Raw genomic sequence first — 22,999 nt, 5'->3', positions numbered from 1 at the left:
GGCGAATGCTGGACTGATACCCTGCCGAACGTTCGGTCGGCACGAGGGAGACGGAGTCTGCGATGGCGGATGCTGAAACGCACGACATCGGGGCCGCATCGGGCGACCCCGCCGACGGCACCTGGCGCATCGTGCTCGGCGAACTCGACACGAAGATGGGCGTCGAGATCCTCGAGCAGTCCGCGCAGCGCGTCGTCGCCACGATGCCGGTCGAGGGCAACCGGCAGTCGTTCGGACTGCTGCACGGCGGCGCGTCGGTCGCGTTCGCCGAGGCGCTCGGCTCGTGGGCCGCGGTCATCCACGCCGGCCCAGGCAAGTCAGCCGTCGGGCTCGACATCAACGCCACGCACCACCGCTCGGCCCGCTCGGGCGTCGTGACCGGCGTGGCGGAGGCCATCAGCCTCGGCCGCCGCGTCACGTCGCATGCCGTGACCGTGACCGACGAGGAGGGCCGCCTGCTGTGCACGGCCCGCATCACCAACCTCATCGTCGACGCGTGACCGCGCCTGCGCCCGCCCGGGTCTCCCGCCGCGACCGCTGACTGCGCCGGCCTCGCGGCGAGGGCGGGAACCGGTCGTCTTTCCACGCCTACGCGCTCCATTCGAAGAATCCCCGGCCCGTCTTGCGTCCCAGCTCGCCGACGGCGACCTTGTCGCGCAACAGCTTCGGCGGCGCGAACCTGTCGCCCAGCCGCTCGGTCAGGTATTCGGCGATGCCCAGTCGCACGTCGAGGCCGACCATGTCGGTGAGCCGCAGCGGCCCGACCGGATGCCGGTAGCCGAGCACCATCGCCGTGTCGATGGCGTCGGCGTCGGCCACGCCCTCCTCGAGCATCCGGATGGCCTCCAGCCCGAGCGCCACGCCGAGCCGGCTCGACGCGAATCCGGGCGCATCCGCCACGGTCACGGCCGTCTTGCCGATCGCCGCCACCCAGTCCTGTGCCGCGCCGAGCGTCTCCTCTGAGGTGGCTGCGCCTCTGACCACCTCGACGAGCGCGGACGCGGGCACCGGGTTGAAGAAGTGCAGCCCGAGAAACCGCTCGGGCGAACGCAGCGTTGAGCCGAGGTCATCGATCGAGAACGACGACGTGTTGCTGGCGATCACGGCGGAGGGCGTGGCCGCCTCCAGACGCCCGAGCGACTCCACCTTGAGCTCGAACTGCTCGGGCACGGCCTCGATCAGCAGGCCGCATGCGCCGAAGACCTCGTCGTCGGTGCCGACGCTCAGGCGCGCAGCGAGGTCGCTCAGGCTCTGCGTCGTGGTGCCCCGCTTCACGCTGGCGGCCAGCGCTCGGCGCACGCGCGCGGATGCCGCATCGCATTGCTCGGCGTCGCGCTCGACCACGTGCACGCGGCATCCGGAGACCAGGAAGGCATGCGCGATCCCCGCGCCCATGGTGCCGCCGCCCAGAACGCCGACGACGGCAGGCAACGCCGTGGTCACGTGGTGCCCCCGGTCCCGGCCTGCTGCGAGCGAGTCCTGCGTTCGAGGAACTCCGTCATGCGCCTGTGCTTCTCCGGCGACTCGAAGAGCGCTGCCTGATGCCGCAGATCGATGTCGGGATGCTCGTCGCGCGCGGCGGCCAGCACGGCCTTCGTGGCGATCGTGGCCGCGGCATCCATCGAGGCGATCCTGTGCGCCAGCCGTCGGGCCGCCGCCATCAGCTCGGAGGGGTCGACGACCTCGCCGAGGAGTCCGAGCGCGAGCGACTCCTGCGCATCCAGTCGCCGGCCGGCGAGCAGCATCTGCTTCGCGACGGACTCGCCCACGAGCTCGCGAAGCCGCCACGATGCGCCCGCTGCTGCGATGATGCCCAGGCTCGTCTCCGGGTTGCCGAAGACGGTGCGCGGGGTGCCGATGCGCAGGTCTGCGGCGTAGGCCAGCTCGGCTCCTCCGCCCAGAGCCCACCCGTCGACCGCGGCGATCACGGGCATCGGCAGCGCCGCTATGCGCATGAAGAGGCGGGTGTTGATGCCGGCGAGGGCGTCGGAAGCCGTGCGGTCGCGCAGCTCGCGGATATCCGCGCCCGACGCGAACACCCCGTCGCTTCCTGCGATGACGAGCACGCGCGGACCGCGCTCGAGCTCGCCGCATACGTCGTGCAGCTCGTCGACCATCCGCTGATCGATCGCGTTGCGCGCCCCCGGCCGGTCGAGGGTGACCACGACACACTGCTCCGCGCGCTCCACGCGGAGGGTCTGCGCGTGCGTCATCCCTCTCCTCCGCCTTCCATGCCGCCTGCGGCATGTACCCGTTCGACGATCAGCGACGTGCCCTGGCCGACCCCCACGCACATGGTCGCGAGCCCGTACCGCACCTGCTCGCGCGCCATGCGGCCGAGCAGGGTGACCACGAGACGCGAGCCGCTGGATCCCAGGGGATGCCCGAGCGCGATGGCCCCGCCGTCCGCGTTCACGCGAGCGTCGTCCAGCCCGAGCTCGCGCATCACCGCCAGGGACTGCGTGGCGAACGCCTCGTTCAGCTCGATCGCACCGAGGTCGTCGACGCTCAGCCCGGTGCGCTCGAGCACCTTCCGGGTGGCGGGCAGGGGACCCATGCCCATGATCTCGGGCGGAACCCCGACGCTCGCACCGGCGACGACGCGCGCCGCGGGCCGCAGTCCGTACCTCTCGACCGCCTCGCCGCTGGCCACGACGAGGGCGGATGCGCCGTCATTGAGCGAGCTCGCGTTGCCCGCCGTCACGACGGAACCGCCCGCCACGACCGGGCGCAGTCTCGCGAGGGCCTCAAGCGTGGTGTCCCGACGCGGTCCCTCGTCGACGGTGACGTCTCCCGCGTTCGTGGGAACGGCGACGATCTCGTCGTCGAACCGCCCCGCGTCGATGGCGTCGACCGCACGACGGTGGCTGCGCAGGGCGAACTCGTCGGCATCCTGCCTGCTCACGCCGTACACGCGCGCGACCTCTTCCGCGGTCTCGGGCATCGAGAACGTGGCCTTCTCGCGGGCGGCGATCGCCGGGTTCACGAAGCGCCACCCGATCGACGTGTCGAACTGCGCACCGGGCTTCGCGAACGCCTTCTCGGGCTTGGCCTGAACCCACGGCGCGCGGCTCATGGATTCGACGCCGCCCGCGACGACGATGTCGGCATCGCCTGCGCGGATGGCCTGGGCCGCCATGGTCACGGCCGTCAGGCCGGATGCGCAGAGCCGGTTCACCGTGACGCCAGGAACGTGGTCGGGCAGTCCGGCCAGCAGCACGCTCATGCGCGCGACGTTGCGGTTGTCCTCGCCCGCCTGGTTCGCCGCGCCGAGGATCACCTCGTCGATGGCGTCGTCGGGAGCCCCCGAGCGTCGCACCGCCTCCCGTACGACGAGCGCCGCGAGGTCGTCGGGCCGCACTCCGGAGAGCACGCCGCCGTACCTGCCGACGGGCGTGCGCACCGCAGAGACGAGATACGCGTCGGACATCGTCTCCCGCCCTTCATCGCGCCTGACGACCGGTCGAGGATGCCGCATTAGTTACCGACCGTTCGGACAGTAATTCTGACAGAGCAGTACCGCTCGGTCAAACGACGACACCGCCGCCCGCCGCCGGTTGAGCACGCTCACCCCTCACCGCCGGTTGAGCCTGTCGAAACCGCCCAGCGGTCGTCCGGGTTTCGACAGGCTCAACCCGCGGTGCGCGAGGGTTTCGTCAGGCTCAACCCGCGATGCACCACCCACCGCCGGAGCTCGGGTTTCGACAGGCTCAACCCGCGATGGACAGGCAACCCGCGGTGCGACCCGCTCAGCGGGTGTAGTTCGGCGCCTCGACGACCATCTGGATGTCGTGCGGGTGCGACTCCTTGAGGCCGGCAGGCGTGATGCGCACGAACTTGCCGCGCTCCTTGAGCTCGGCGATCGTGCGAGCGCCAACGTAGAACATCGACTGCCGAAGGCCGCCCGTGAGCTGGTACGCCACGGCGGACAGCGGTCCGCGGTAGGGCACCCGACCCTCGATGCCTTCGGGGATCAGCTGGTCGTCGCTGGGCACATCCGCCTGGAAGTACCTGTCGCGCGAGTACGACGTCTTCTTGCCGCGGGTCTGCAGTGCGCCGAGCGACCCCATGCCCCGGTAGTTCTTGAACTGCTTGCCGTTGACGAAGATGAGGTCGCCAGGGCTCTCGTCGCATCCGGCCAGAAGCGAGCCGAGCATGACCGTGTCGGCGCCGGCGACGAGCGCCTTCGCGATGTCGCCCGAGTACTGCAGGCCACCGTCCGCGATGACCGGAACGCCGGCAGGACGCGCGGCGAGCGACGCCTCGTACACGGCCGTGATCTGGGGAACCCCGACCCCGGCCACGACGCGCGTCGTGCAGATCGACCCGGGGCCGACGCCCACCTTGATGGCGTCAGCACCGGCATCCACGAGCGCCTGTGCTCCCGACCGGGTGGCCACGTTGCCGCCGATCACCTCGACATGAGCCGCCCGAGGCTCGTGCTTGAGCCGATGGATGATCTCCAGCACGCCCTTGCTGTCTCCGTTGGCGGTGTCGACGACGATGACGTCGACACCGGCATCGACAAGAGCCATCGCGCGGTCCCAGGCGTCGCCGAAGAACCCGATCGCGGCACCGACGCGCAGCCGGCCGGACGCGTCCTTGGTCGCATCCGGGTACTTCTCGCTCTTGTCGAAGTCCTTCACCGTGATGAGCCCGCGCAGCTTGCCCTCCGCGTCTACCAGGGGCAGCTTCTCGATCTTGTGCTGGGCGAAGATCGCGATCGCCGAGTCCGGGTCCACGCCGACCGGGGCCGTGATCAGGGGCGCCTTCGTCATCACGTCGCGAACCAGGGTCGAGGACTTCTCGAACGGCGAGACGAAGCGCATGTCGCGATTGGTGATGATGCCGACGAGCGTGCCGTCCTCCTCCACGACGGGCAGGCCTGAGACGCGGAACTGACCGCACAGGGCATCCACCTCGGCGACCGTCGCATCGGGCGTCGTCGTCACGGGATTGGTGACCATGCCCGACTCGCTGCGCTTCACCTTGTCGACGTACGTCGCCTGATCCTCGATGGAGAGGTTGCGGTGCAGCACGCCGAGGCCGCCCTGCCTGGCCATGGCGATGGCCATGCGGGACTCGGTCACGGTGTCCATCGCGCTGGAGAGCAGCGGCGTCGCCACCGTGATGCGCTTGGTCAGGCGTGAGGACGTATCGGCCTCACTCGGAATCACGTCGGTATGCCCCGGCAGGAGCATCACGTCGTCGTACGTCAGTCCCATGAAGCCGAACGGGTCCGCCTGGTCCATCTCTCCCCTGTCTTGGCTCTGAGCCTCGCCGTGAATCGCGGTTTCGGCTTTCGTTCTTCTGTCGCCGTCATCAGAAGCGTGGGAGGCGGATCGCGGTGCAATCCACCTGCACCAGCGCGTTCGGATGTTCCATGTTAGGTCGTCTTGCCGAACGGGCGCTCGACACGATGTCGCCGCCGGGCCACGACCTCGCCGGTGTCAGACCCGGGCGAGAGGATGCCCGCCCCGCCCTCGTCTTGACACACCACAACGCACGAGGCATTCCTCGCATTCCACGGCATGCACCTGGGATCGGGTGCGCGCCGGCGCCGCAGCCCTAGGCGGGAACCGGAGCGGCCGTCCCGGGCCTCGGCGTGAGAGCGGCGGCGAGCCGGCGCAGGCCGGAGCGGATGCGTCGTCCCGTGCGCTTGAACCAGTCGTCGTCGTCCTTGTCACGGTTGAGGATCAGCACCACGACACGCATCGCCGCGATCGCGAGCCAGAGCGCGGCGAAGAACGTGTCGCCGTCGAGCACGTCGATCACCGCGACCACCGTCGACAGCACCGCGACGAGGCAGGCCAGCAGGATGTAGCGCGTGCGCCAGACATAGCGCTCGTGCGACCCGCGCACGGCACGCCGGTACAGCGTCAGCGCGTAGGACTCGGCGAAGCTCGCCCCCAGTGCCGCGCTGACGAGCAGCAGCACGCCGATCGCCATGAGTCCACTATGCGCCCACCACCCGACGATCGACCGGACGGGGTGGTTGCGACCGCGGGTGGGTTCCGACCGGAGGCGCGTTCCGCGCAGGGTGGGTTCGGCGCGAGGGGTAGGGTCCGGCCGGGGATGGGTTCCGACCGGGAGCGGACCCGGCCGCCGGTCGGCCGGGCGACCTACTCAGGAAGGGGATCGGACGGCACCGCGTCCGTGGCATCCGCCCGCACCGCTCCGGCACGGCGTTCGCGTCGCACCGCCAGCACCATGTCGACGGTGAGCACCACGAGGGCCACCCAGACGAGCCCGAAGCCGATCCATCGTTCGAGCGGCATGGCCTCGTGCAGCAGGCCGACACCGACGACGAGCTGCAGGATCGGCGTGAAGTACTGGATGAACCCCATCACGATGAGCGGCAGCCGCCTCGATGCCGCGGCGAAGAACAACAGCGGCACAGCGGTGATCACGCCGGCGCCCACGAGCCCGATGGTGTGCAGAACGCTGCCGTGCCCGATCGTGAGCCCCGTGGTCGCCCCGACCACGATGAGCTGCACGATGGCGACCGGTGCGAGCCAGGCGGTCTCGAGGGTGAGGCCGCTCAGGGCGTCCACATCGCGTCCGACCTGTTTCTTCACCAGGCCGTACAGCCCGAACGAGAAGGCGAGGGCGAGCGCGATCCACGGCAAGGTGCCGTAGCCGACGGTGAGCACGACCACGGCGACTACGGAGATGCCGATGGCGATCCACTGCGTGAGCCGGAGCCGTTCGCGCAGCACGACCACACCGAGAAGCACCGTGACGATCGGATTGATGAAGTAGCCGAGGGATGCCTCGACCACCTCGCCCGACGTCGTCGCGTACACGTACGTCTGCCAGTTCACGTAGATGAGCACCCCCGCCGCAGCCATGATGAGCACGATGCGGGGCCGCTTCAGGATGACCGCGAACGGCCGCCACGCGCGCGTCACGACGATCGCCACCGCGCAGAACACCAGCGAGAAGAGGACCCGCCATGCGACGATCTCGAACGGCCCCGTCGGTGCGAGCGCGATGAAGTAGATGGGCAGGAAGCCCCAGATCAGATAGGCCGCGAGGGCGTAGACGATGCCGCGACCGGTACGAGCAGAGGCGACGGGCGCGGACGAAGGGGGCTGCACGGGATCTGCCCCGGCGGAATCGGACACCCATCCATCGTAGGTGCGGCCTCCGACGCGCTCTGCGCGCGGTGCTTCCCGGTGCCCCTCGGCGACTCTTCGCCGTCCTCGCCGTCTCGGCGCCCCTCCGCCCATCGCCCCGTCGCCCCTCCGCCCGTCGCCCCGTCGCCCCTCCGCCCGTCGCCCCTCCGCCCCTAACGCCCCTGGCCAGGCCGAAATCAGGAGAATCGACGGCTCGAGTGCGATATGCGCTCGTGATGCCGCTGGTCCTGAGTACCCCAGTCACGACCGAACGGCTGGCACGCGAAAGGGGTCCGGATGCCAGGCATCCGGACCCCTTCGAGCTCTGCGTTCAGCGCAGGGCGACGAGCGTCAGCGCTCGATGACGGCCAGCACGTCGCGGGCCGACAGCACCAGGTACTCGTCGCCACCGAACTTGACCTCGGTTCCGCCGTACTTCGAGTAGAGCACCTTGTCGCCGACCGTGACGTCGAGCGGAACGCGGTTGCCGTTGTCGTCGATGCGGCCGGGTCCGACGGCGATGACCTCGCCCTCCTGCGGCTTCTCCTTGGCGGTGTCCGGGATGACCAGGCCGGACGCAGTGGTCTGCTCAGCCTCAACCTGCTTGATAACGATGCGATCCTCGAGCGGCTTGATGGAGACCGACACGGTTGACCTCTTTCTGTACTTTGTACTGAAGACGTAGTTAGCACACTGACAGTGAGAGTGCTAACCAGCAGTGTAGGCGCACCGTTGGCACTCGTGCAACGTGAGTGCAAGTGGATGCGACCGCCCGCCCAGGAGCCCCGTCATGGATGCCCGCTCCGCCGCGCGTCACGACCGAGAGCCCAGCGGCCGGAACTCCCTGTCCACGTAGGCGACCGGCTCGCCGCGGCGTCCCTGGTGGATGTCGAGCACCTCGGAGAGCACGAGCACCGACGAGCCCACCGGCGTGGTCTGGAGGATGCGGCAGCGCAGCGCCACGCGCGCGTCCGCGAGATGGGGTTCGCCGGTCGGCAGCGTGGACCAGCCCTGCTCGGGCGTGAAGCGGTCCGTGCCCGACCGCGCGAAGACCTGCGCCAGCCCGATGTGGTGCGCATCGAGCAGGTGGACGACGTGCGTCTCGGCATCCAAAATGCCGCCGGCGCTCCCCGTCGCCCGCGTCACCGAGAACGCCAGCGCCGGCGGATCGATGCCGACGGAGGCGACGCTGGAGGCCGTGAGACCAACCGGCCCGTGCGGCGCGAGGGCCGTGATCAGGGCGATGCCTGCAGGGTGGAGCCGGAACGCGTGTTTGAACGCGTCGACATCGGGGCCCTCGGAGCCGAAGCGGGAGGAAGCTGACGGAGGTGTCGTGGTCATGAGGTCTCTGCTGGGCACGCGCCTGTCCGCGTGAAGGAAGGAAGTCTGAGGCGAAGGCGGAGGGAGGCGCCGCCACCCTCGGGCGGTTGCCCAGAGTGCGCTCGATGTGATGGGCGGGCGCCGCCCTCCACCGTTCGACACTACGACCTCAACCAATGTTGAGGTCAAGTCCGACGTAGCGGACGGGCGGGAGACCGGTGCCCGCTTCTCCGGCATCCGCTCGCGCACCGCGATAGGTTGTCGCAGTGGAACGCGCCGACCTGGTGGAGCTGCTGAGCCCTGAGGGCTTGCGGCTTCTCGACTCGCTTCCGCCGTACGAGAGCGCGGCGGATGTGGTGCGCACGGTGGCGCAGCTGCGCAAGCAGGGGCATCCGCCCGGCCTCGTGGCCACGGTGCTCACGCAATCGAAGCTGCGAGCGAAGGCCACGGCGAAGTTCGGGCCGTTCGCATCGCGCATGCTGTTCACCGAAGCCGGACTCGAGCAGGCGACGCGCCTGGCAGTCGCGGCTCGGCATGCCGGGAGGTACGCGCAGGCAGACCTGACCCGCGTCGCCGACCTCGGCTGCGGCATCGGCGGCGACGCGATGGCCATGGCAGCGCTCGAGCTGGACGTCACGGCGGTCGACGCCGACGAGGTCACGGCGGCGATCACCAGCTACAACCTCGCGCCGTTCGCTAACGCCCGGGTGGTGCAGTCTCGCGCCGAGGACGTGGACCTCGGCGGCAGGGATGCCGTGTATCTCGACCCGGCCAGGCGCACCGCGGGCCACGCCGACACACGGCGTCTCTCCGATCCGTCGGACTGGTCGCCGAAGCTCGGGTTCGTGTTCGAGCTCGCCGCCCGGATGCCCGTCGGCGTCAAGCTCGGTCCGGGCGTCGATCGCGCGCTGCTTCCCGACGACGCGGAAGCGCAGTGGATCTCCGTCGACGGCCAGGTGGTGGAGGTCGGCGTCTGGACGGGCGCGCTGGCGAGGGACGGCATCCGGCGTGCCGCCCTGGTGATCAAGGGCGACGAGGCGGCCGAGCTGAGCGCTCCCGGCGACACCGAGGACGAGCCGACCGGAGCGCTCGGGGCCTACCTCTACGAGCCGGACGGCGCCGTCATCAGGGCGAGGCTCATCGGCGACCTGGCTCGGTCGCTCGGCGCGAGGATGCTGCGCCACGACATCGCGTACCTCACCTCCGACGATCTGGCGCCGACACCGTTCGCCTCGGCGTTCCGGGTGCTCGAGGAGCTGCCCACGAAGGAGGCCGAGCTGCGCGCGGCGCTCGCGAAGCGGCGCATCGGGGCGCTGGAGATCAAGAAGCGGGGAGCGGATGTCGACCCGGCCGCCCTGCGCAAGCGGCTGAAACTGAAGGGCGAGGCATCCGGCACGCTCGTGCTGACCCGCATCGGGGCTCGGCACGTGGCGCTCCTCGTGGAGCGCGTCGCCTGAGCCGACGGGAAAGCCTGAGCCGACGCGAAGCCTGAGCCTACGCGAAAGGGCCGCCTCACAGCGGGGACGGCCCTCCGATTCTTGCGGCGGTGCCGGTCAGTAGTTGTAGTCGTAGCTCGCGGCAGCGATGGCGCTGATCACGATGAAGAGGATCCACAGCACGATCAGACCGACCGAGACGAACCCGAGGATCAGGCCCGTGAGCCAGAACCCTCGCGCCTGGGGCTCGCGCGACTTGCCAAGGAAGCCGAGCACGATGCCGGCGATTCCGAACAGAACGCCCCAGCCGAGCGAGATCACACCGATGATGCCGCCGATCAGAGCAAGGATGCTGAGGATCGGCGTCTTTGCCGGTGCCGGCGGGTACGGCTGGCCGTACTGCGGGACGCCGTACGGCGGCTGTTGTGGACCGCCGTACTGAGGTTGCGGAGGCCCGTACTGCGGAGCGCCATACGGCTGCTGCGGAGCAGCATACGGCTGCTGGGCGGGCGAACCGTACGGCTGTCCCGGTGCAGCGTAAGGCTGCTGAGGCTGAGGTGGCACCGGAGCCGGCGGTTGCTGCGGGGCCCCGTACGGCTGCTGAGGCGCAGCAGGCTGTGGCTGAACGGGCGGCTGCTGCGGTCCGGCTGGAGCGGCCGGCGGAACCTGCTCGGGGTCCTGCGGAGCGTTCGGATCGGACATCGCGCCTTCCTTCGGTGACGATGACAACGGCGAGGCGGGCCGGAGCAGCGCCGACCCGCCTCGCCGTTTGCGAATCAGTACGTGTTGATCGAGGAGCCCACCGAGGCGATGATCGCCACGAGGACGATGATCCAGATGATCTCGATCGCGATCGCCACGAAACCGAGGATGATACCGGTGAGCCAGAAGCCCTTGGCCTGCGGCTCCTTGTTGCGGCCGATGAAGCCGAGAACCACGGCAGCGATAGCGAACAGACCGCCGAAGTAGAAGAACGAACCGACGATGCCGATGATGCCGCCGATCAGCGACAGGATGCTGAGGATCGGCGACTTCTGCGCCGGAGCCGGCGCGTAGGGCTGCCCGTACTGCGGGGCGGCAGGGGCGCCGTACTGCGGGGCACCCGGCGCACCGTACGCCGGCGGCTGCTGCGGCGGAACGGGCTGCTGAGGCGGCACGGGCGGCTGCTGAGGAGCGCCGTATGCCGGCGGCTGCTGCGGCCCGCGAGCCGGATCTTGAGGAGCGTTGGGATCGGACATGAGCTTTGGTCCTTTCGAAGAGGCCGGTCGTCGACGCGACCGGTCGTATGTCGCTCACGCGGAACCTGAGCGAAAGCTGTGTATGCCAATGCTGGCATCCGCCTCATGGGGTGTCAATGAACAGCAGCCCGGCGTGTCGAGGTGGCGACCTGCCTGAGCGACTGCCCACGAGCGACGCTACAACCGCGCCTCCGGCCGCGACATGGGGAGTGCTCCCCATGCCTCGCCGACTCGGCGGGCTTCGCGGGCCGTACCCCGTGTCGAGGGTGTCAGACCTGGATGTCGGTCACCGGCAGCGTCGAGTCCGCACCGAAATCGAGGCCGCTGGGTGCGTGTCCGGCCACGATGCGCTGAACTGCGAGCGCCGCGATCATCGCGCCGTTGTCCGTGCACAGGGACAGCGCGGGCACGCGCAGCCGGACTCCCGCGGCATCCGCCCGCTCCTTGGCCAGCTGGCGCACGCGGGCATTCGCGACGACACCACCGCCGAGCAGCAGACGGGGAACATCCCGATCGACGCAGGCCGCGATCGCCTTGCGCAGCAGCACGTCGGCGACGGCCTCTCTGAAGCTCGCGGCGACGTCGGCGACGGGAACGGGCTCGCCGGCATCCTCTCGCCGCTCGACCCACCGGGCGACGGCCGTCTTGAGCCCGGAGAACGAGAAGTCGTAGCGATGCTTGGCCAGATCCTTCGGCAGGGTGAGACCGCGCGGGAACCGGATCGCCGCCGGATCTCCCTCTGCCGCCACGCGGTCGATCTGCGGACCGCCGGGGTACGGCAGGCCGAGCACCCTCGCCACCTTGTCGAACGCCTCGCCCGCCGCGTCGTCGATCGTCTCCCCGAGCAGTTCGACGTCGTCGGTGAGGCTGCGCACGTGCAGCAGGGAGGTGTGGCCGCCCGAGACGAGCAACGCGATGGTGGGCAGCTCGATCTCCCGGCCGGGACCGCCGTCTGCATCGAGCAGGTCGGCGCCGACGTGTCCGACGAGGTGGTTCACGCCGTACAGCGGCTTGCCGAGCGCGACAGCGAGCGCCTTCGCCGCGCCGACTCCCACCATCAGGGCGCCGGCCAGGCCCGGCCCGCTCGTGACCGCGACGGCATCGAGGTCGGCAAGCCGGATGCCTGCCGTCGCCACCGCCTCGGTGATGGTCGGCTGCAGCGCTTCGAGGTGCGCACGCGCAGCGACCTCGGGCACCACTCCCCCGTACCTGGCGTGCTCGTCCATGCTCGACGCGATCACGTTGGCGAGCAGCCGCGTTCCGCGCACGATGCCGACGCCCGTCTCGTCGCACGACGACTCGATGCCGAGCACGAGCGGCCCGTCCGCTGCGGTCGCCTCGTCGACCGGCAGACCCTGAGCGCTCTGGAACGCGTCGGACAGGCTCACCGCCGCACCTCCTCGACTGCGAGCCCCATCACGACGGCGTCGACGTCATCCGGCTGGTAGTAGTGCGGGCGCACGCCGAGCGGCTCGAATCCCAGCGTCGAGTAGAGCCGCTGGGCGTCCGGGTTGTCGGCACGCACCTCGAGGAAGATCTCCCGTGCGCCGAGCCGGGTGGCCTCGGCGATCATCTCGTTCATCAGCGCTCGGCCGAGACCCAGCCGTCTCGCTTCCGGCGCGACGGCGATCGTCTGGATGTCGGCATCCGCGGCGGATACGACCGCGCGAAGACCCGAGTAGCCCACGACCTCACCGTCCCGCTCGGCCACCAGATAGAACGAGTGTGGCGCCTCAAGCTCCGAGCGCATCAGCTCGGGCGACCAGGCATCCGTCACGAAGACGGACGTCTCGATGGCCATGATGGCGTCCAGGTCGTCGGCCGTGGCGCGGCGGATGACCGCGGCGGCCTTGCGCGCGTCGCTCATGCCGTGACCCGCTTCGGCCCGCTCGACGGGGTGACATCCGGCGAGCGCAGATAGAGCGGACGGTCTTCTGCGAACGCGCGCCCAGCTGCGTACAGCTGCTCGGCGAGCAGGCCCAGCTGCCCGGCGGAGACGGATGCCGCATCGAACCGCGTCACGTGCGCGCCGTGCACAGCCACCTCGGGCAGCTCGTCCGGCTTCGACAGCCCAGGACCGCCGACGCGCAAGGGGATGCCGAGCTCATCCACTCCGCCGTAGGTGCTCCAGTACAGTTCGCGACGACGCGCGTCCGTGACGACGAGGAGCTGACCCCTGTGGCCTGCGCCGTAGCGTTCTAGTGCGACCGCGTCGTGGCTCACGATCGGCACGACGGGCTTGCCGATGCCGAGCGCGAACGCCTTCGCAGCGGCGATGCCCACGCGCAGTCCGGTGAACGGCCCTGGCCCCATGCCGGCGGCCACACCAGAGAGCCGCTGCGGGGCGACGGATGCCTGCTCGAGCGCGCCCTGGATCATGCCGCCGATCACCTCGGCGTGGCGCATGGTGTCCGTGGTCGCCAGCTCGCTGAGCACGCCGCCCTCTCGGTCGACGACGGCGACGGACGTGCCAGCCGAGGTGTCGATCGCGAGGAGCATCCCTCCAGCGTAGTCAGCGACCGGGGTGCTCAGGCGGCCGGAGTGGTCAGGCGGCCGGAGTGGTCAGGCGGCCGGGGCCGGGCCGCTCCACCGCGGTCCGTGCGCGGTGACCGTGACCGTGCGCGGTTCCTCGGGGACGTCGTCCTCCGCAGCACCCTCCTCGCCGGGACGTTCCTCGCCGGCACTCTCCTCCGCAGCACCCTCCTCGCCGACACCGTCCTCGCCGACACTGTCCTCCCCGACAGCCGGCTCGTCGTCGGCGTCGGCGCCGGTCGGACGCTCGATCGCGACGTCCAGCCACGACTCGGCCACGCCGTCGAGCAGGCCACTGCCCCACTCGACCACGACGACGGAGCGCGCGAAGTCGATGTCCAGGTCGTCGAGCTCCAGAGCGGAGCCCAGGCGGTAGGCATCCACGTGCACGAGGGGCGCGCCGCCTCCGAGCGAAGGATGCGTGCGAGCCAGCACGAAGGTCGGGCTCGTCACAGGACCGCGCACCCGCATCGCCTCGCCGATGCCCCTGGTGAGCGTGGTCTTGCCCGCGCCGAGCGGACCGGTCAGCACGACGAGGTCGCCTGCGGTCAGCAGCCGCCCGAGCTGGCGCCCGAACTCCTCCATGTCGTCCGACGTGGGCACGACGTGCGTGCCGGCCAGGGGCATCCGCCCGCCTGCGAGGTCGTCGACGTCGCCGTCACTGCGCGACATAGCGTCTCGCCACCCTCCTGCCGAGCCTCGTCACGATCTCGTAGCCGATGGTGTCGGCAGCGCGCGCCCAGTCCTCGGCGGATGGCGCCCCGGTCTCCGGATCGCCGAAGAGCACGACCTCGTCGCCCACCGCCACCTCGGCGTCTCCCACGGCGACGACCATCTGGTCCATCGCCACGCGGCCGGCGATGGGGCGCCGTTCACCGGCCAGGAGCACGTCCGCGCGGCCGGATGCCTGGCGGGGCACGCCGTCCGCGTAGCCGACGGGCACGAGTGCGAGTGTGGTGTCGCGCGGTGCCCGGTACGTGTGGCCGTAGGACACGCCCTGGCCCTCGGCCACCCGACGCACGGCGACGACCCGCGAGCGCAGGGTCATGGCGGGCCGCAGCCCGAACTCGCTCGGCTCGCGGTGCGGGAAGGGCGACACGCCGTAGATCGCGATGCCCACCCGCACCGTGTTGTACCTGGTGCGAGGCAGCGTGAGGGCGGCGCCGCTCGCGGCCAGGTGCACGAACTCCGGATCGAGCCCGGCACGCGATGCCTCGCTGAGTCCGCGATCGAGCGCATCCGCCTGCGCCAGATCGGACTCCGCGTCGGTGCCGGACAGATGGCTGAAGATCCCTGCGACGCGCACGAGGCCGGCCGTCTCGGCCGCGCGGGCGGCGCGGACGGCGGATGCCCAGGCATCCGGCGCGATCCCGTTACGGCTGAGCCCCGTGTCCAGCTTGAGATGCACGACGGCCGGGCGCGCAGCGCGCTCAGCTGCCGCAGCCGCCGCGTTCAGCTGGGCGACCGACGAGATGCCCAGATCGATGTCGGCGCGCAGGGCCAGATCGAAGTCGGCGTCGGCGTCGTGCAGCCACGCGAGCACAGGGGCGGTGATGCCCGCCTCGCGCAGCTCGAGAGCCTCCGCCAGATCGGCGACGCCGAGCCGGTCTGCGCCGCCGTCCAGTGCAGCTTTGGCGGCAGGCACGGCGCCGTGACCGTACGCGTTCGCCTTGACGACGGCATACAGGTGCTCGGTGCCGATCTGCGCGCGCAGCGCATCGACGTTGTCACGGATGGCGCCGAGGTCGATGACGGCCTCGCGCAGCGGTGCGCTCTCGGTCATCCGGCGTCGGTCCCGGTCGCTTCCGAGCTCACGCGTGCTGCCGAACCATCGACGCCCACCGCGCCCGCATCGACGCCGCCCGCGTCGACGCTCTCCGCCACGACGAAGGCGCAGGCGACGCCGGCGTCGTGCGTCATGGTCAGGTGCCAGCGACGGATGCCGCGGGCCGCTGCAGCCTCCGCCACGGCGCCGTGCAGCACGAGATCGGGGTTGCCGTGCTCGTCGGAGACCACCACGACGTCGGATGCCACCACGATGTCGGTGCGGCCCAGCGCCTTGACCACCGCCTCCTTCGCAGCGAACCGGGCGGCGAGCGAGTGCACGGGCAGCCCGCGTTCGCTCTCGGCGAACAGCCGCTCCACGAGTCTCGGCGTCCGGGCGACGGCGCGCTCGAAGCGCTGCAGGTCGACGATGTCCACACCGATGCCGGCGATCACGGCGCGCTCACCCTCACGAGCGGTGAGGATCCGCGGTGCCGCCTCGCAGCCGGCGTTGCGGCGATCATTCCGGCGCGCATCCGGCTCACTCCACCGTGACCGACTTGGCCAGGTTGCGCGGCTGGTCGACGTCGAGCCCCTTGGCGGCGGCGAGCTCCATGGCGAAGATCTGCAGCGGGATGACCGCGAGCAGAGGCTCGAACAACGGTGCGGCGAGCGGGATGCGCACGACCTCGTCGGCGAACGGCAAGACGGAGGCGTCGCCCTCCTCGGCGATCGCGAGCACGCGAGCGCCCCGGGCGCGGATCTCCTGGATGTTGGAGACCACCTTGCGGTGCATCTCGTCGCTGCCGCGCGGGCTGGGCACGACGACGAACACCGGCTGCCCCGGCTCGATGAGCGCGATGGGCCCGTGCTTGAGCTCACCGGCCGCGAACCCCTCCGCGTGGATGTAGGCGAGCTCCTTGAGTTTGAGCGCACCCTCGAGTGCGATCGGGAACCCGACGTGGCGACCGAGGAACAGCACGGCGCGGGTGTCGCTCATCCAGTGCGCGAGCTGTGCGACGGAGTCGCTGGACTCCAGCACGCGCTCGAGCTTGGCCGGGATGGCCGCGAGCTCGTCGAGGTTCGCCGACTGCTCGGCATCCGAGAGGGTTCCGCGCAGCCGCGCGAGGTGCAGACCGAGCAGATACAGCGCCGTGATCTGCGCCACGAACGCCTTCGTCGACGCGACCGCCACCTCCGGGCCGGCGTGCGTGTAGACGGCGCCGTCGGACTCGCGCGGGATGGTCGCGCCCTGCGTGTTGCAGATGGACAGCGTCTTCGCGCCGGCTGCGCGGGCGAACTTGACGGCCATCAGGGTGTCCATCGTCTCGCCGGACTGACTGATCGAGACGACGAGGGTCGACGGTGTGATGACCGGATCGCGGTACCTGAACTCGTGGCTGAGCTCCACCTCGACGGGAATGCGTGCCCACTTCTCGATGGCGTAGGAACCCACCTGTCCGGCGTACGACGCCGTGCCGCACGCGATGATGGTGATGCGGTCGATGCCGGTCAGCAGCTCGTCGAGGTCGGCGAGCTCCGGGATGACGGCCAGCCCCTCGTGCACGCGGCCGCGCAGCGTGTTCGCGACGGCATCCGGCTCCTCGGCGATCTCCTTCGCCATGAAGCTGGTCCAACCGCCCTTGTCCGCGGCGGCGGCATCCCACGCCACCTCGAACGGCTCCACCTCGACGGCAGCGCCCTCGAAGTCCGTCACCACGACCTCGTTCGGAGTGATGACGACGATCTGGTCCTGACCGATCGCGACGGCGCGACGCGTGTGCTCCACAAAGGCCGCGACGTCCGATCCGAGGAAGTTCTCTCCCTCGCCGAGGCCGATGACGAGCGGAGAGTTGCGTCGGGCTCCGACGACGATGCCCGGCTGATCCTGGTGCACGGCGAGCAGCGTGAAGGCGCCGTCGAGACGGGCGACGACCCGGCGGAAGGCCTCGACCAGGTCACCGGTCTCGCGGTACTCGCGCCCGAGCAGCACGGCGGCCACCTCGGTATCGGTCTCGCTGGCGAACGTGTGGCCCTCGTCGACGAGCTGGTCGCGGAGCACGGCGAAGTTCTCGATGATGCCGTTGTGGATGACGGCGAGCCTGCCATCGTCTCCGAGGTGCGGATGCGCGTTGCGGTCGGTCGGGCCGCCGTGCGTCGCCCAGCGCGTGTGGCCGATGCCCGTGCATCCGTCGCCGATCGGATGCCTGTCGAGCTCGTCCTCGAGCACGCCCAGCTTGCCCGCGCGCTTGGCGACGTTGAGCTGCCCGCTCTGCGCGTCGATCACGGCGACGCCTGCGGAGTCGTAGCCGCGGTACTCCAGCCGCTTGAGCCCGCCAAGCAGCACGTCGAGCGACCTGTCGCTGCCGACGTATCCGACGATTCCGCACATGGGGACCGATTCTACCGGCCGGCCTGGTCGCAACCCGTGCGTCGCCTGCCCGTCGTCCTCGCGCCGACCCGCCGACGTCGCATCCGCGCCGCCCCATCCCGCCTTGTTGGCCGATCGGTCCGCATACTGCCGAGCGGTCCCCCTATCGACGTGGATGACCGGACCCGTCGGCAGCATCCGGACCGCTCGGCGGGCCTGGGCTCCGGCAGGCCCGGGTCGTGCGGGCCGCCGCCGGCGGCTCCACGTCGGGGCCTCAGTAGACTTGTGCCCCATGACCACGAACGGTGCGGCGCAGTCCGCGCGCATCTCCCCGTTCGTCGAACTGGATCGCTCGGCCTGGGCGCGCCTGGCCTCCAGCACTCCTCAGCCGCTCTCGGAGATGGAGATCGCGCAACTGCGCGGCCTCGGCGAGCGCCTCGACATGCGCGAGGTGGCGGAGGTCTATCTGCCGCTCAGCCGGTTGCTGAGCATGTACGCCACCGGTACCCAACAGCTGCAGCAAGCGACGAACGACTTCCTCGGCGAGCGCACGACGCGCACGCCCTTCGTGATCGGTGTCGCCGGATCCGTCGCGGTCGGCAAGTCGACGACGGCAAGGCTGCTGCGCGAACTGCTCAGCCGCTGGCCGACGACTCCCGATGTTCAACTCGTCACGACCGACGGATTCCTGCTGCCCAACGCCGAGCTCGAGCGGCGCGGACTGATGAGCCGCAAGGGATTCCCGGAGTCCTACGACCGCAAGGCGCTGCTGCGATTCGTCACGGCGGTGAAGAGCGGTGTGGAAGAGGTGCGAGCGCCCTTCTACTCCCACCTGAACTACGACATCATGCCCGACGCGCAGGTGGTGGTCAGGCATCCGGATGTGCTCATCGTCGAAGGACTCAACGTTCTTCAGCCGGCGGGCGGCGACAACCGCCTGGCCGTGAGCGACCTCTTCGACTTCAGTGTGTACGTGGATGCCCGCGCCTCCGACATCGAGCGCTGGTACGTCGAGCGGTTCCTCGAGCTGCAGCGCGGCGCGTTCTCGGATCCGAACTCGTACTTCCACAGGTACGCGAGCCTGACCGAGCAGGAGGCTCGGACGCAGGCGCTGTCGATCTGGCACGCCATCAACGAGCCGAATCTGGTGCAGAACATCAGGCCGACGCGATCCCGCGCGAAGCTCGTGCTGCGCAAGGGCAGCGACCACACGGTGTCGTCAGTCCTGCTCCGCAAGCTGTAGCCCGGTTGCCGCCGGCCGAGCCCGTCGAAAGCGACCCACCGCCGGTTGAGCCCGTCGAAACCGCCCACCGCCGGTTGAGCTTGTCGAAACCGAGCCTGAATTGACTCCGGGTTTCGACAGGCTCAACCCTCGCTAACGGCTACAGCGCGAGGCGGGACTTCACGACATCCGCCAGTTCGTGCGCACAGCGGTCTGCCGTCTCCTGATCGGCGGCCTCGACCATGACCCGCACCATCGGCTCGGTTCCGGAGGGCCGAAGCAGCACGCGACCTGTCGAGCCGAGCTCTGCCTCGGTCGCCGAGATCGCCTGAGCGATCACGTCGTCCTCATGCAGGCGGTTGTGGTCGACGCCGCGCACGTTGACGAGGATCTGCGGGTAGACGGTCATGCACGTGGCCAGCTCGCTGAGGCTCTTGCCCTTGCGCGCCATCTCGCTCACGAGATGAAGTCCCGTGAGAATGCCGTCGCCTGTGGTCGCGAACTCGCGCATGATGACGTGACCCGACTGCTCGCCGCCGAGCGAGTAGTCGTTCTCGTTCATCTTCTCGAGCACGTAACGGTCGCCCACGCTGGTCTGCACGACGTCGATGCCGTGCTCGGCCATCGCGAGGCGCAGGCCCAGATTGCTCATCACGGTCGTCACGAGCGTGTTCTTGTTGAGTACGCCTCGGTCGGCCATGCTGAGCGCCAGGATGGCCATGATCTGGTCGCCGTCGACGACGTTGCCGTCGGCATCCACGGCGAGGCAGCGGTCGGCGTCGCCGTCGTGCGCGATCCCGACATCGGCACCGTGCTCTCGCACGGCGACCGCGAGCTTGTCGATGTGCGTGGACCCCACGCCGTCGTTGATGTTGATGCCGTCCGGATCGTCGCCGATCACGCTGACCCTGGCACCGGCATCCGTGAACGCTTCGGGCGAGATGCCGGCGGCCGCGCCGTTCGCGCAGTCGATGAGCACGTGGATGCCGTCGAGCCGGTGCGGCAGGCTCGCCAGCAGGTGAAGCACGTAGCGGTCTTCGGCATCCGCGAACCGACGGATGCGTCCGACATCCGCTCCCGTCGGGGTGAGCTTGGGGTTGCCGAGCGCAGCCTCGATGCGGTCTTCGACGACATCCGGCAGCTTGGTGCCGCCGCGCGCGAAGATCTTGATGCCGTTGTCGGGCGCCGGGTTGTGCGACGCCGAGATCATCACGCCGAAGTCGGCGCCGATGTCGGCGATCAGGAACGCGGCGGCCGGGGTCGGGATGACTCCGGCGTCGAGCACGTCGACGCCGGAACTCGCCAGACCCGCGGCCACCGCGGACAGGAGGAACTCACCGGAGACGCGAGGGTCGCGCGCCACGACCGCGACGGGGCGTTTGCCTTCCGCGCGCCGTGCCTCAGCGCTGCGCCCTTGCCCGAGCACGACGGCGGTCGCCTGGGCGATGCCCAGTGCGAGGTCCGCCGTCAGCTCGCCGTTCGCGAGGCCGCGAACGCCATCCGTACCGAAAAGCCGCGTCATCTCGGATGCGAGCCGGGACGCTGGATCAGCGCTTCGAGTACTGAGGAGCCTTGCGGGCCTTCTTGAGACCAGCCTTCTTGCGCTCGGTGACCCGGGCGTCCCTGCTGAGGAACCCTGCCTTCTTGAGCGTCGGACGGTTGTTCTCGCGGTCGATCTCGTTCAGGGCACGAGCGATCGCCAGACGAAGCGCGCCGGCCTGGCCGGACGGGCCGCCCCCGGTGATGCGGGCGATGACGTCGTAGCTGCCGAGCAGGTCGAGCACCTTGAACGGGTCGGTGATGAGCTGCTGGTGCAGCTTGTTCGGGAAGTAGTCGGCGAACTCACGGCCGTTGACCGTGATGGTGCCGGAACCCGGAACGAGACGCACGCGGGCGATGGCCTGCTTGCGACGGCCGACGGCCGCACCGGGAACGTTGAGAACCGGACGGGGTGCCGAGGGAGCCTCGGTCGCCGGCGTCTCGGTCGTGAAGCTCTGCGCCACGTCCTGGGCCTCGAGCTGGTCGGAGATCTTCGCCACGATGGATTCAGTCCTTGTCTAAGTCGAGAAGAGTTGGTGAGACCGGCGCTTACTGGGCGACCTGGTCGAAGGTGTACGGCTTCGGCTGCTGGGCCGCGTGCGGGTGCTCGCTGCCCGTGTAGACCTTGAGCTTGCGCAGCTGGGAACGACCGATCGAGTTCTTCGGCAGCATGCCGCGAACGGCCTTCTCGACGGCGCGAACGGGGTTCTTCTCGAGAAGCTCGGAGTAACTGACGGCCTTCAGACCACCCGGGTAACCGGAGTGGCGGTATGCCTTCTTCTTCAGCGCCTTCTGACCGGTCAGGGCCACCTTGTCGGCGTTGACGATGATGACGAAGTCACCGGTGTCGACGTGCGGAGCGAACGTCGGCTTGTTCTTGCCGCGCAGGATGGCGGCGGTGTGGCTGGCCAGGCGGCCGAGCACCACGTCGGTGGCGTCGATGACGACCCACTCTCGCTGGATCTCGGATGCCTTGGGGCTGAAAGTGCGCGTCACAGTAGTGGCTGCTTTCTTGTGTCGTGGTTGGGTTGGTCGTGAATCCCGCTCCGGCGCGGAGTTGCCGACTCGATGAGACGGGAACGCCGTAGGTGGAGGGCTCAACTACGGATGTCACGCCGCAGGAGGCGGACACCAAAGGGAAAGCTTACCTGACGGGTCGTCGGCGGTCCAATCGACGAGGGCCGCCGCTGACCATCGCGAATTTCGGGTGACCGCTGTCCTCTCGCGGGGTTCGCCGCCGGATGCCGCACAGCACTCGTTCCCCGCCGGTTGCCCCGCGTTCACCCGGGCTCCACCGACGCGATGGCACGGCTGCCTAGCTTCGGCCCCATGCGAAGCAGCGTCTCCGTCGTCGCCGTGATCCCCGCCAGGGCGGGCTCCGTCGGTGTGCCGGGAAAGAACCTGAGGAGGGTCGGCGGTCTGCCGCTGGTGACGCGGGCCGTGCGCACGGCGCTGGCCGCGGCATCCGTCGACCGTGTCGTGGTGTCTACGGACGGGCTGGAGATCGCGTCCGCAGCTGCCGAGGCCGGCGCCGACGTCGTCATGCGGCCCGCCGCGCTCTCCTCCGGGTCAGCGTCGAGCGAGAGCGCCGTCACCCATGCGCTCGACGTGCTCGAGGAACGGTTCGTGCGCCCCACTGTCGTCGTGCTCATGCAGGCGACGAGCCCGTTCACGGCACCCGAGGAGCTCGATGCCGCGGTGCAGAGGGTGCTCGCCGGAGAGAGCGACTGCGTGTTCGCCGCCGTCGACTCGCATTGCTTCCTCTGGCGCCTGGACACCACCGGGAATGCGACCGGCGTCAACCACGACGCCGCGGTGCGGCCGATGCGGCAGGCCCTGCTGCCCGAGTTCCGCGAGACCGGCGCGTTCTACGTGTTCGACGCCGAGGGCTTCCGGCGCACGGGCCACCGCTTCTTCGGCCGGATCGGCGTCGCCCTCGTGCACGACTCGCTCGACATCGACACCGAGCACGACCTCGAACTCGCGGATGCCGTCGCGCACCTGCAGGAGCCGGCGCCCGCTGTGCAAGTCCGCGCCGCGCAGGTTGCGGCCGCGCAGACCCGCGCCGCGCAGGTCAGGACTCTGGACGTCCCCGCTGTGCAGGTGCGCGCCAAGCAGGTCCCGGCCGTGCAGATCCGAGCCGTGCAGATCCCGGGCGTGCAGGTCCGCGCGGCCGACGGGCCGGAAGCCATCCGCGACGCCGACGCCGTCCTCGCCTGGCGGGCGCACCACGCGGAAGCCGGCCGCGCCGCGCGACCCACTGCGGACATCCACGGTGGACGCGCATTCTGGGACGCCCGCGACATCGCCGACGAGCTCGGCGCAGAACTCGATGAAGAGCTCGCGTCAGCGCTGAACGACGATGTCTCCGCGCTGGACGACGACGCCGGCCTTGGCCGGATCGAGGCGGTCGTCACGGACTTCGACGGCGTGCACACCGACGACACGGTGGTCGTGGA

The 22,999-nt window shown here is 70.0% G+C and carries 24 protein-coding genes; 4 read left to right on the top strand and 20 right to left on the bottom strand.

Features of this window, described 5'->3' with window-relative positions; genetic code table 11:
• Window positions 1–62: 62 nt before the first annotated feature.
• Window positions 63–500 (top strand): hotdog fold thioesterase, encoded by a 438-nt coding sequence (locus VHB92_RS00910; RefSeq protein WP_325450440.1) that lies wholly within the window; start codon window positions 63–65, stop codon window positions 498–500.
• Window positions 501–588: 88 nt separating this feature from the next.
• Here VHB92_RS00910 and VHB92_RS00905 read toward each other — a convergent pair whose 3' ends face one another.
• The 8 genes from VHB92_RS00905 to VHB92_RS00870 form a co-directional block, all read right to left on the bottom strand.
• A complete protein-coding gene (locus tag VHB92_RS00905; protein ID WP_325450438.1) occupies window positions 589–1,443 on the bottom strand; it encodes a 3-hydroxyacyl-CoA dehydrogenase family protein in 855 nt (284 codons plus the stop codon).
• Window positions 1,440–2,213: an enoyl-CoA hydratase/isomerase family protein gene (locus VHB92_RS00900; RefSeq protein WP_325450436.1), complete on the bottom strand. Its 774-nt coding sequence runs from the start codon at window positions 2,211–2,213 to the stop codon at window positions 1,440–1,442. Before VHB92_RS00900 ends, VHB92_RS00905 begins: the two co-directional genes overlap by 4 nt.
• Window positions 2,210–3,430 carry an acetyl-CoA C-acyltransferase gene (locus tag VHB92_RS00895; protein WP_325450434.1) on the bottom strand — a complete coding sequence of 407 codons (1,221 nt, stop codon included), beginning with the start codon at window positions 3,428–3,430 and terminating at the stop codon, window positions 2,210–2,212. The genes VHB92_RS00900 and VHB92_RS00895 overlap by 4 nt, the downstream gene beginning before the upstream one ends.
• 319 nt (window positions 3,431–3,749) lie before the next feature.
• Window positions 3,750–5,252: an IMP dehydrogenase gene (gene guaB, locus VHB92_RS00890; RefSeq protein WP_325450432.1), complete on the bottom strand. Its 1,503-nt coding sequence runs from the start codon at window positions 5,250–5,252 to the stop codon at window positions 3,750–3,752.
• A gap of 316 nt (window positions 5,253–5,568) precedes the next feature.
• The gene (locus VHB92_RS00885) at window positions 5,569–5,949 is read right to left on the bottom strand and encodes a hypothetical protein (RefSeq protein ID WP_325450430.1); all 381 of its coding nucleotides are present in this window, start codon (window positions 5,947–5,949) and stop codon (window positions 5,569–5,571) included.
• 173 nt (window positions 5,950–6,122) lie between these two features.
• A complete protein-coding gene (rarD, locus tag VHB92_RS00880) occupies window positions 6,123–7,127 on the bottom strand; it encodes an EamA family transporter RarD (RefSeq protein WP_414653043.1) in 1,005 nt (334 codons plus the stop codon).
• A gap of 342 nt (window positions 7,128–7,469) precedes the next feature.
• A complete protein-coding gene (gene groES / locus VHB92_RS00875) occupies window positions 7,470–7,766 on the bottom strand; it encodes a co-chaperone GroES (RefSeq protein ID WP_325450428.1) in 297 nt (98 codons plus the stop codon).
• A gap of 165 nt (window positions 7,767–7,931) precedes the next feature.
• Entirely contained in the window at window positions 7,932–8,459 is a 528-nt protein-coding gene (locus tag VHB92_RS00870; protein ID WP_325450425.1) for a flavin reductase family protein, read from the bottom strand.
• A 245-nt stretch (window positions 8,460–8,704) separates the two neighbouring features.
• Here VHB92_RS00870 and VHB92_RS00865 point away from each other — a divergent pair, with 245 nt between their 5' ends.
• The gene (locus tag VHB92_RS00865) at window positions 8,705–9,895 is read left to right on the top strand and encodes a class I SAM-dependent methyltransferase (protein ID WP_325450423.1); all 1,191 of its coding nucleotides are present in this window, start codon (window positions 8,705–8,707) and stop codon (window positions 9,893–9,895) included.
• 96 nt (window positions 9,896–9,991) lie between these two features.
• On the opposite strand, the gene VHB92_RS00860 is transcribed toward VHB92_RS00865, so the two are convergent.
• The 9 genes from VHB92_RS00860 to glmS all read right to left on the bottom strand — a co-directional run bounded on the left by VHB92_RS00860 (window position 9,992) and on the right by glmS (window position 17,800).
• A complete protein-coding gene (locus tag VHB92_RS00860) occupies window positions 9,992–10,576 on the bottom strand; it encodes a hypothetical protein (RefSeq protein ID WP_325450421.1) in 585 nt (194 codons plus the stop codon).
• A 74-nt stretch (window positions 10,577–10,650) separates the two neighbouring features.
• Window positions 10,651–11,112 carry a hypothetical protein gene (locus VHB92_RS00855; protein ID WP_325450419.1) on the bottom strand — a complete coding sequence of 154 codons (462 nt, stop codon included), beginning with the start codon at window positions 11,110–11,112 and terminating at the stop codon, window positions 10,651–10,653.
• 269 nt (window positions 11,113–11,381) lie between these two features.
• Window positions 11,382–12,464, bottom strand: coding sequence for a tRNA (adenosine(37)-N6)-threonylcarbamoyltransferase complex transferase subunit TsaD (tsaD, locus tag VHB92_RS00850; protein ID WP_325450547.1), 1,083 nt, complete (start codon window positions 12,462–12,464; stop codon window positions 11,382–11,384).
• 32 nt (window positions 12,465–12,496) lie between these two features.
• Window positions 12,497–12,979 (bottom strand): ribosomal protein S18-alanine N-acetyltransferase, encoded by a 483-nt coding sequence (rimI, locus tag VHB92_RS00845; protein ID WP_325450417.1) that lies wholly within the window; start codon window positions 12,977–12,979, stop codon window positions 12,497–12,499.
• The gene (gene tsaB / locus VHB92_RS00840) at window positions 12,976–13,611 is read right to left on the bottom strand and encodes a tRNA (adenosine(37)-N6)-threonylcarbamoyltransferase complex dimerization subunit type 1 TsaB (protein ID WP_325450415.1); all 636 of its coding nucleotides are present in this window, start codon (window positions 13,609–13,611) and stop codon (window positions 12,976–12,978) included. The genes rimI and tsaB overlap by 4 nt, the downstream gene beginning before the upstream one ends.
• A gap of 63 nt (window positions 13,612–13,674) precedes the next feature.
• On the bottom strand, window positions 13,675–14,316 hold the full coding sequence (gene tsaE / locus VHB92_RS00835) for a tRNA (adenosine(37)-N6)-threonylcarbamoyltransferase complex ATPase subunit type 1 TsaE (protein WP_325450413.1): 642 nt from the start codon (window positions 14,314–14,316) through the stop codon (window positions 13,675–13,677).
• The gene (gene alr, locus VHB92_RS00830; protein WP_325450411.1) at window positions 14,303–15,427 is read right to left on the bottom strand and encodes an alanine racemase; all 1,125 of its coding nucleotides are present in this window, start codon (window positions 15,425–15,427) and stop codon (window positions 14,303–14,305) included. Before alr ends, tsaE begins: the two co-directional genes overlap by 14 nt.
• Window positions 15,424–15,864: a holo-ACP synthase gene (locus tag VHB92_RS00825; protein ID WP_325450409.1), complete on the bottom strand. Its 441-nt coding sequence runs from the start codon at window positions 15,862–15,864 to the stop codon at window positions 15,424–15,426. The genes alr and VHB92_RS00825 overlap by 4 nt, the downstream gene beginning before the upstream one ends.
• A gap of 85 nt (window positions 15,865–15,949) precedes the next feature.
• Window positions 15,950–17,800 carry a glutamine--fructose-6-phosphate transaminase (isomerizing) gene (glmS, locus tag VHB92_RS00820; protein WP_325450407.1) on the bottom strand — a complete coding sequence of 617 codons (1,851 nt, stop codon included), beginning with the start codon at window positions 17,798–17,800 and terminating at the stop codon, window positions 15,950–15,952.
• A 271-nt stretch (window positions 17,801–18,071) separates the two neighbouring features.
• Between glmS and coaA the strand changes: the two genes are divergently transcribed.
• Entirely contained in the window at window positions 18,072–19,022 is a 951-nt protein-coding gene (gene coaA, locus VHB92_RS00815) for a type I pantothenate kinase (RefSeq protein ID WP_325450405.1), read from the top strand.
• Window positions 19,023–19,161: 139 nt separating this feature from the next.
• On the opposite strand, the gene glmM is transcribed toward coaA, so the two are convergent.
• From glmM to rplM, 3 genes are read right to left on the bottom strand one after another with little or no spacing between them, the layout of a single operon-like run.
• The gene (gene glmM / locus VHB92_RS00810) at window positions 19,162–20,523 is read right to left on the bottom strand and encodes a phosphoglucosamine mutase (RefSeq protein ID WP_325450403.1); all 1,362 of its coding nucleotides are present in this window, start codon (window positions 20,521–20,523) and stop codon (window positions 19,162–19,164) included.
• Window positions 20,524–20,548: 25 nt separating this feature from the next.
• Window positions 20,549–21,040, bottom strand: a complete 492-nt coding sequence (gene rpsI, locus VHB92_RS00805) for a 30S ribosomal protein S9 (protein WP_325450401.1) — start codon at window positions 21,038–21,040, stop codon at window positions 20,549–20,551.
• A 49-nt stretch (window positions 21,041–21,089) separates the two neighbouring features.
• Window positions 21,090–21,536 carry a 50S ribosomal protein L13 gene (gene rplM / locus VHB92_RS00800; RefSeq protein ID WP_325450398.1) on the bottom strand — a complete coding sequence of 149 codons (447 nt, stop codon included), beginning with the start codon at window positions 21,534–21,536 and terminating at the stop codon, window positions 21,090–21,092.
• A gap of 333 nt (window positions 21,537–21,869) precedes the next feature.
• Between rplM and VHB92_RS00795 the strand changes: the two genes are divergently transcribed.
• The coding region (locus tag VHB92_RS00795) for an acylneuraminate cytidylyltransferase family protein (protein WP_325450396.1) at window positions 21,870–22,999 on the top strand (1,130 nt) is incomplete at its 3' end.

It is taken from the genome of Humibacter sp., from assembly GCF_035547335.1.
GTDB lineage: Bacteria > Actinomycetota > Actinomycetes > Actinomycetales > Microbacteriaceae > Humibacter.
This window is presented reverse-complemented; position numbering and strand designations above follow the sequence as displayed.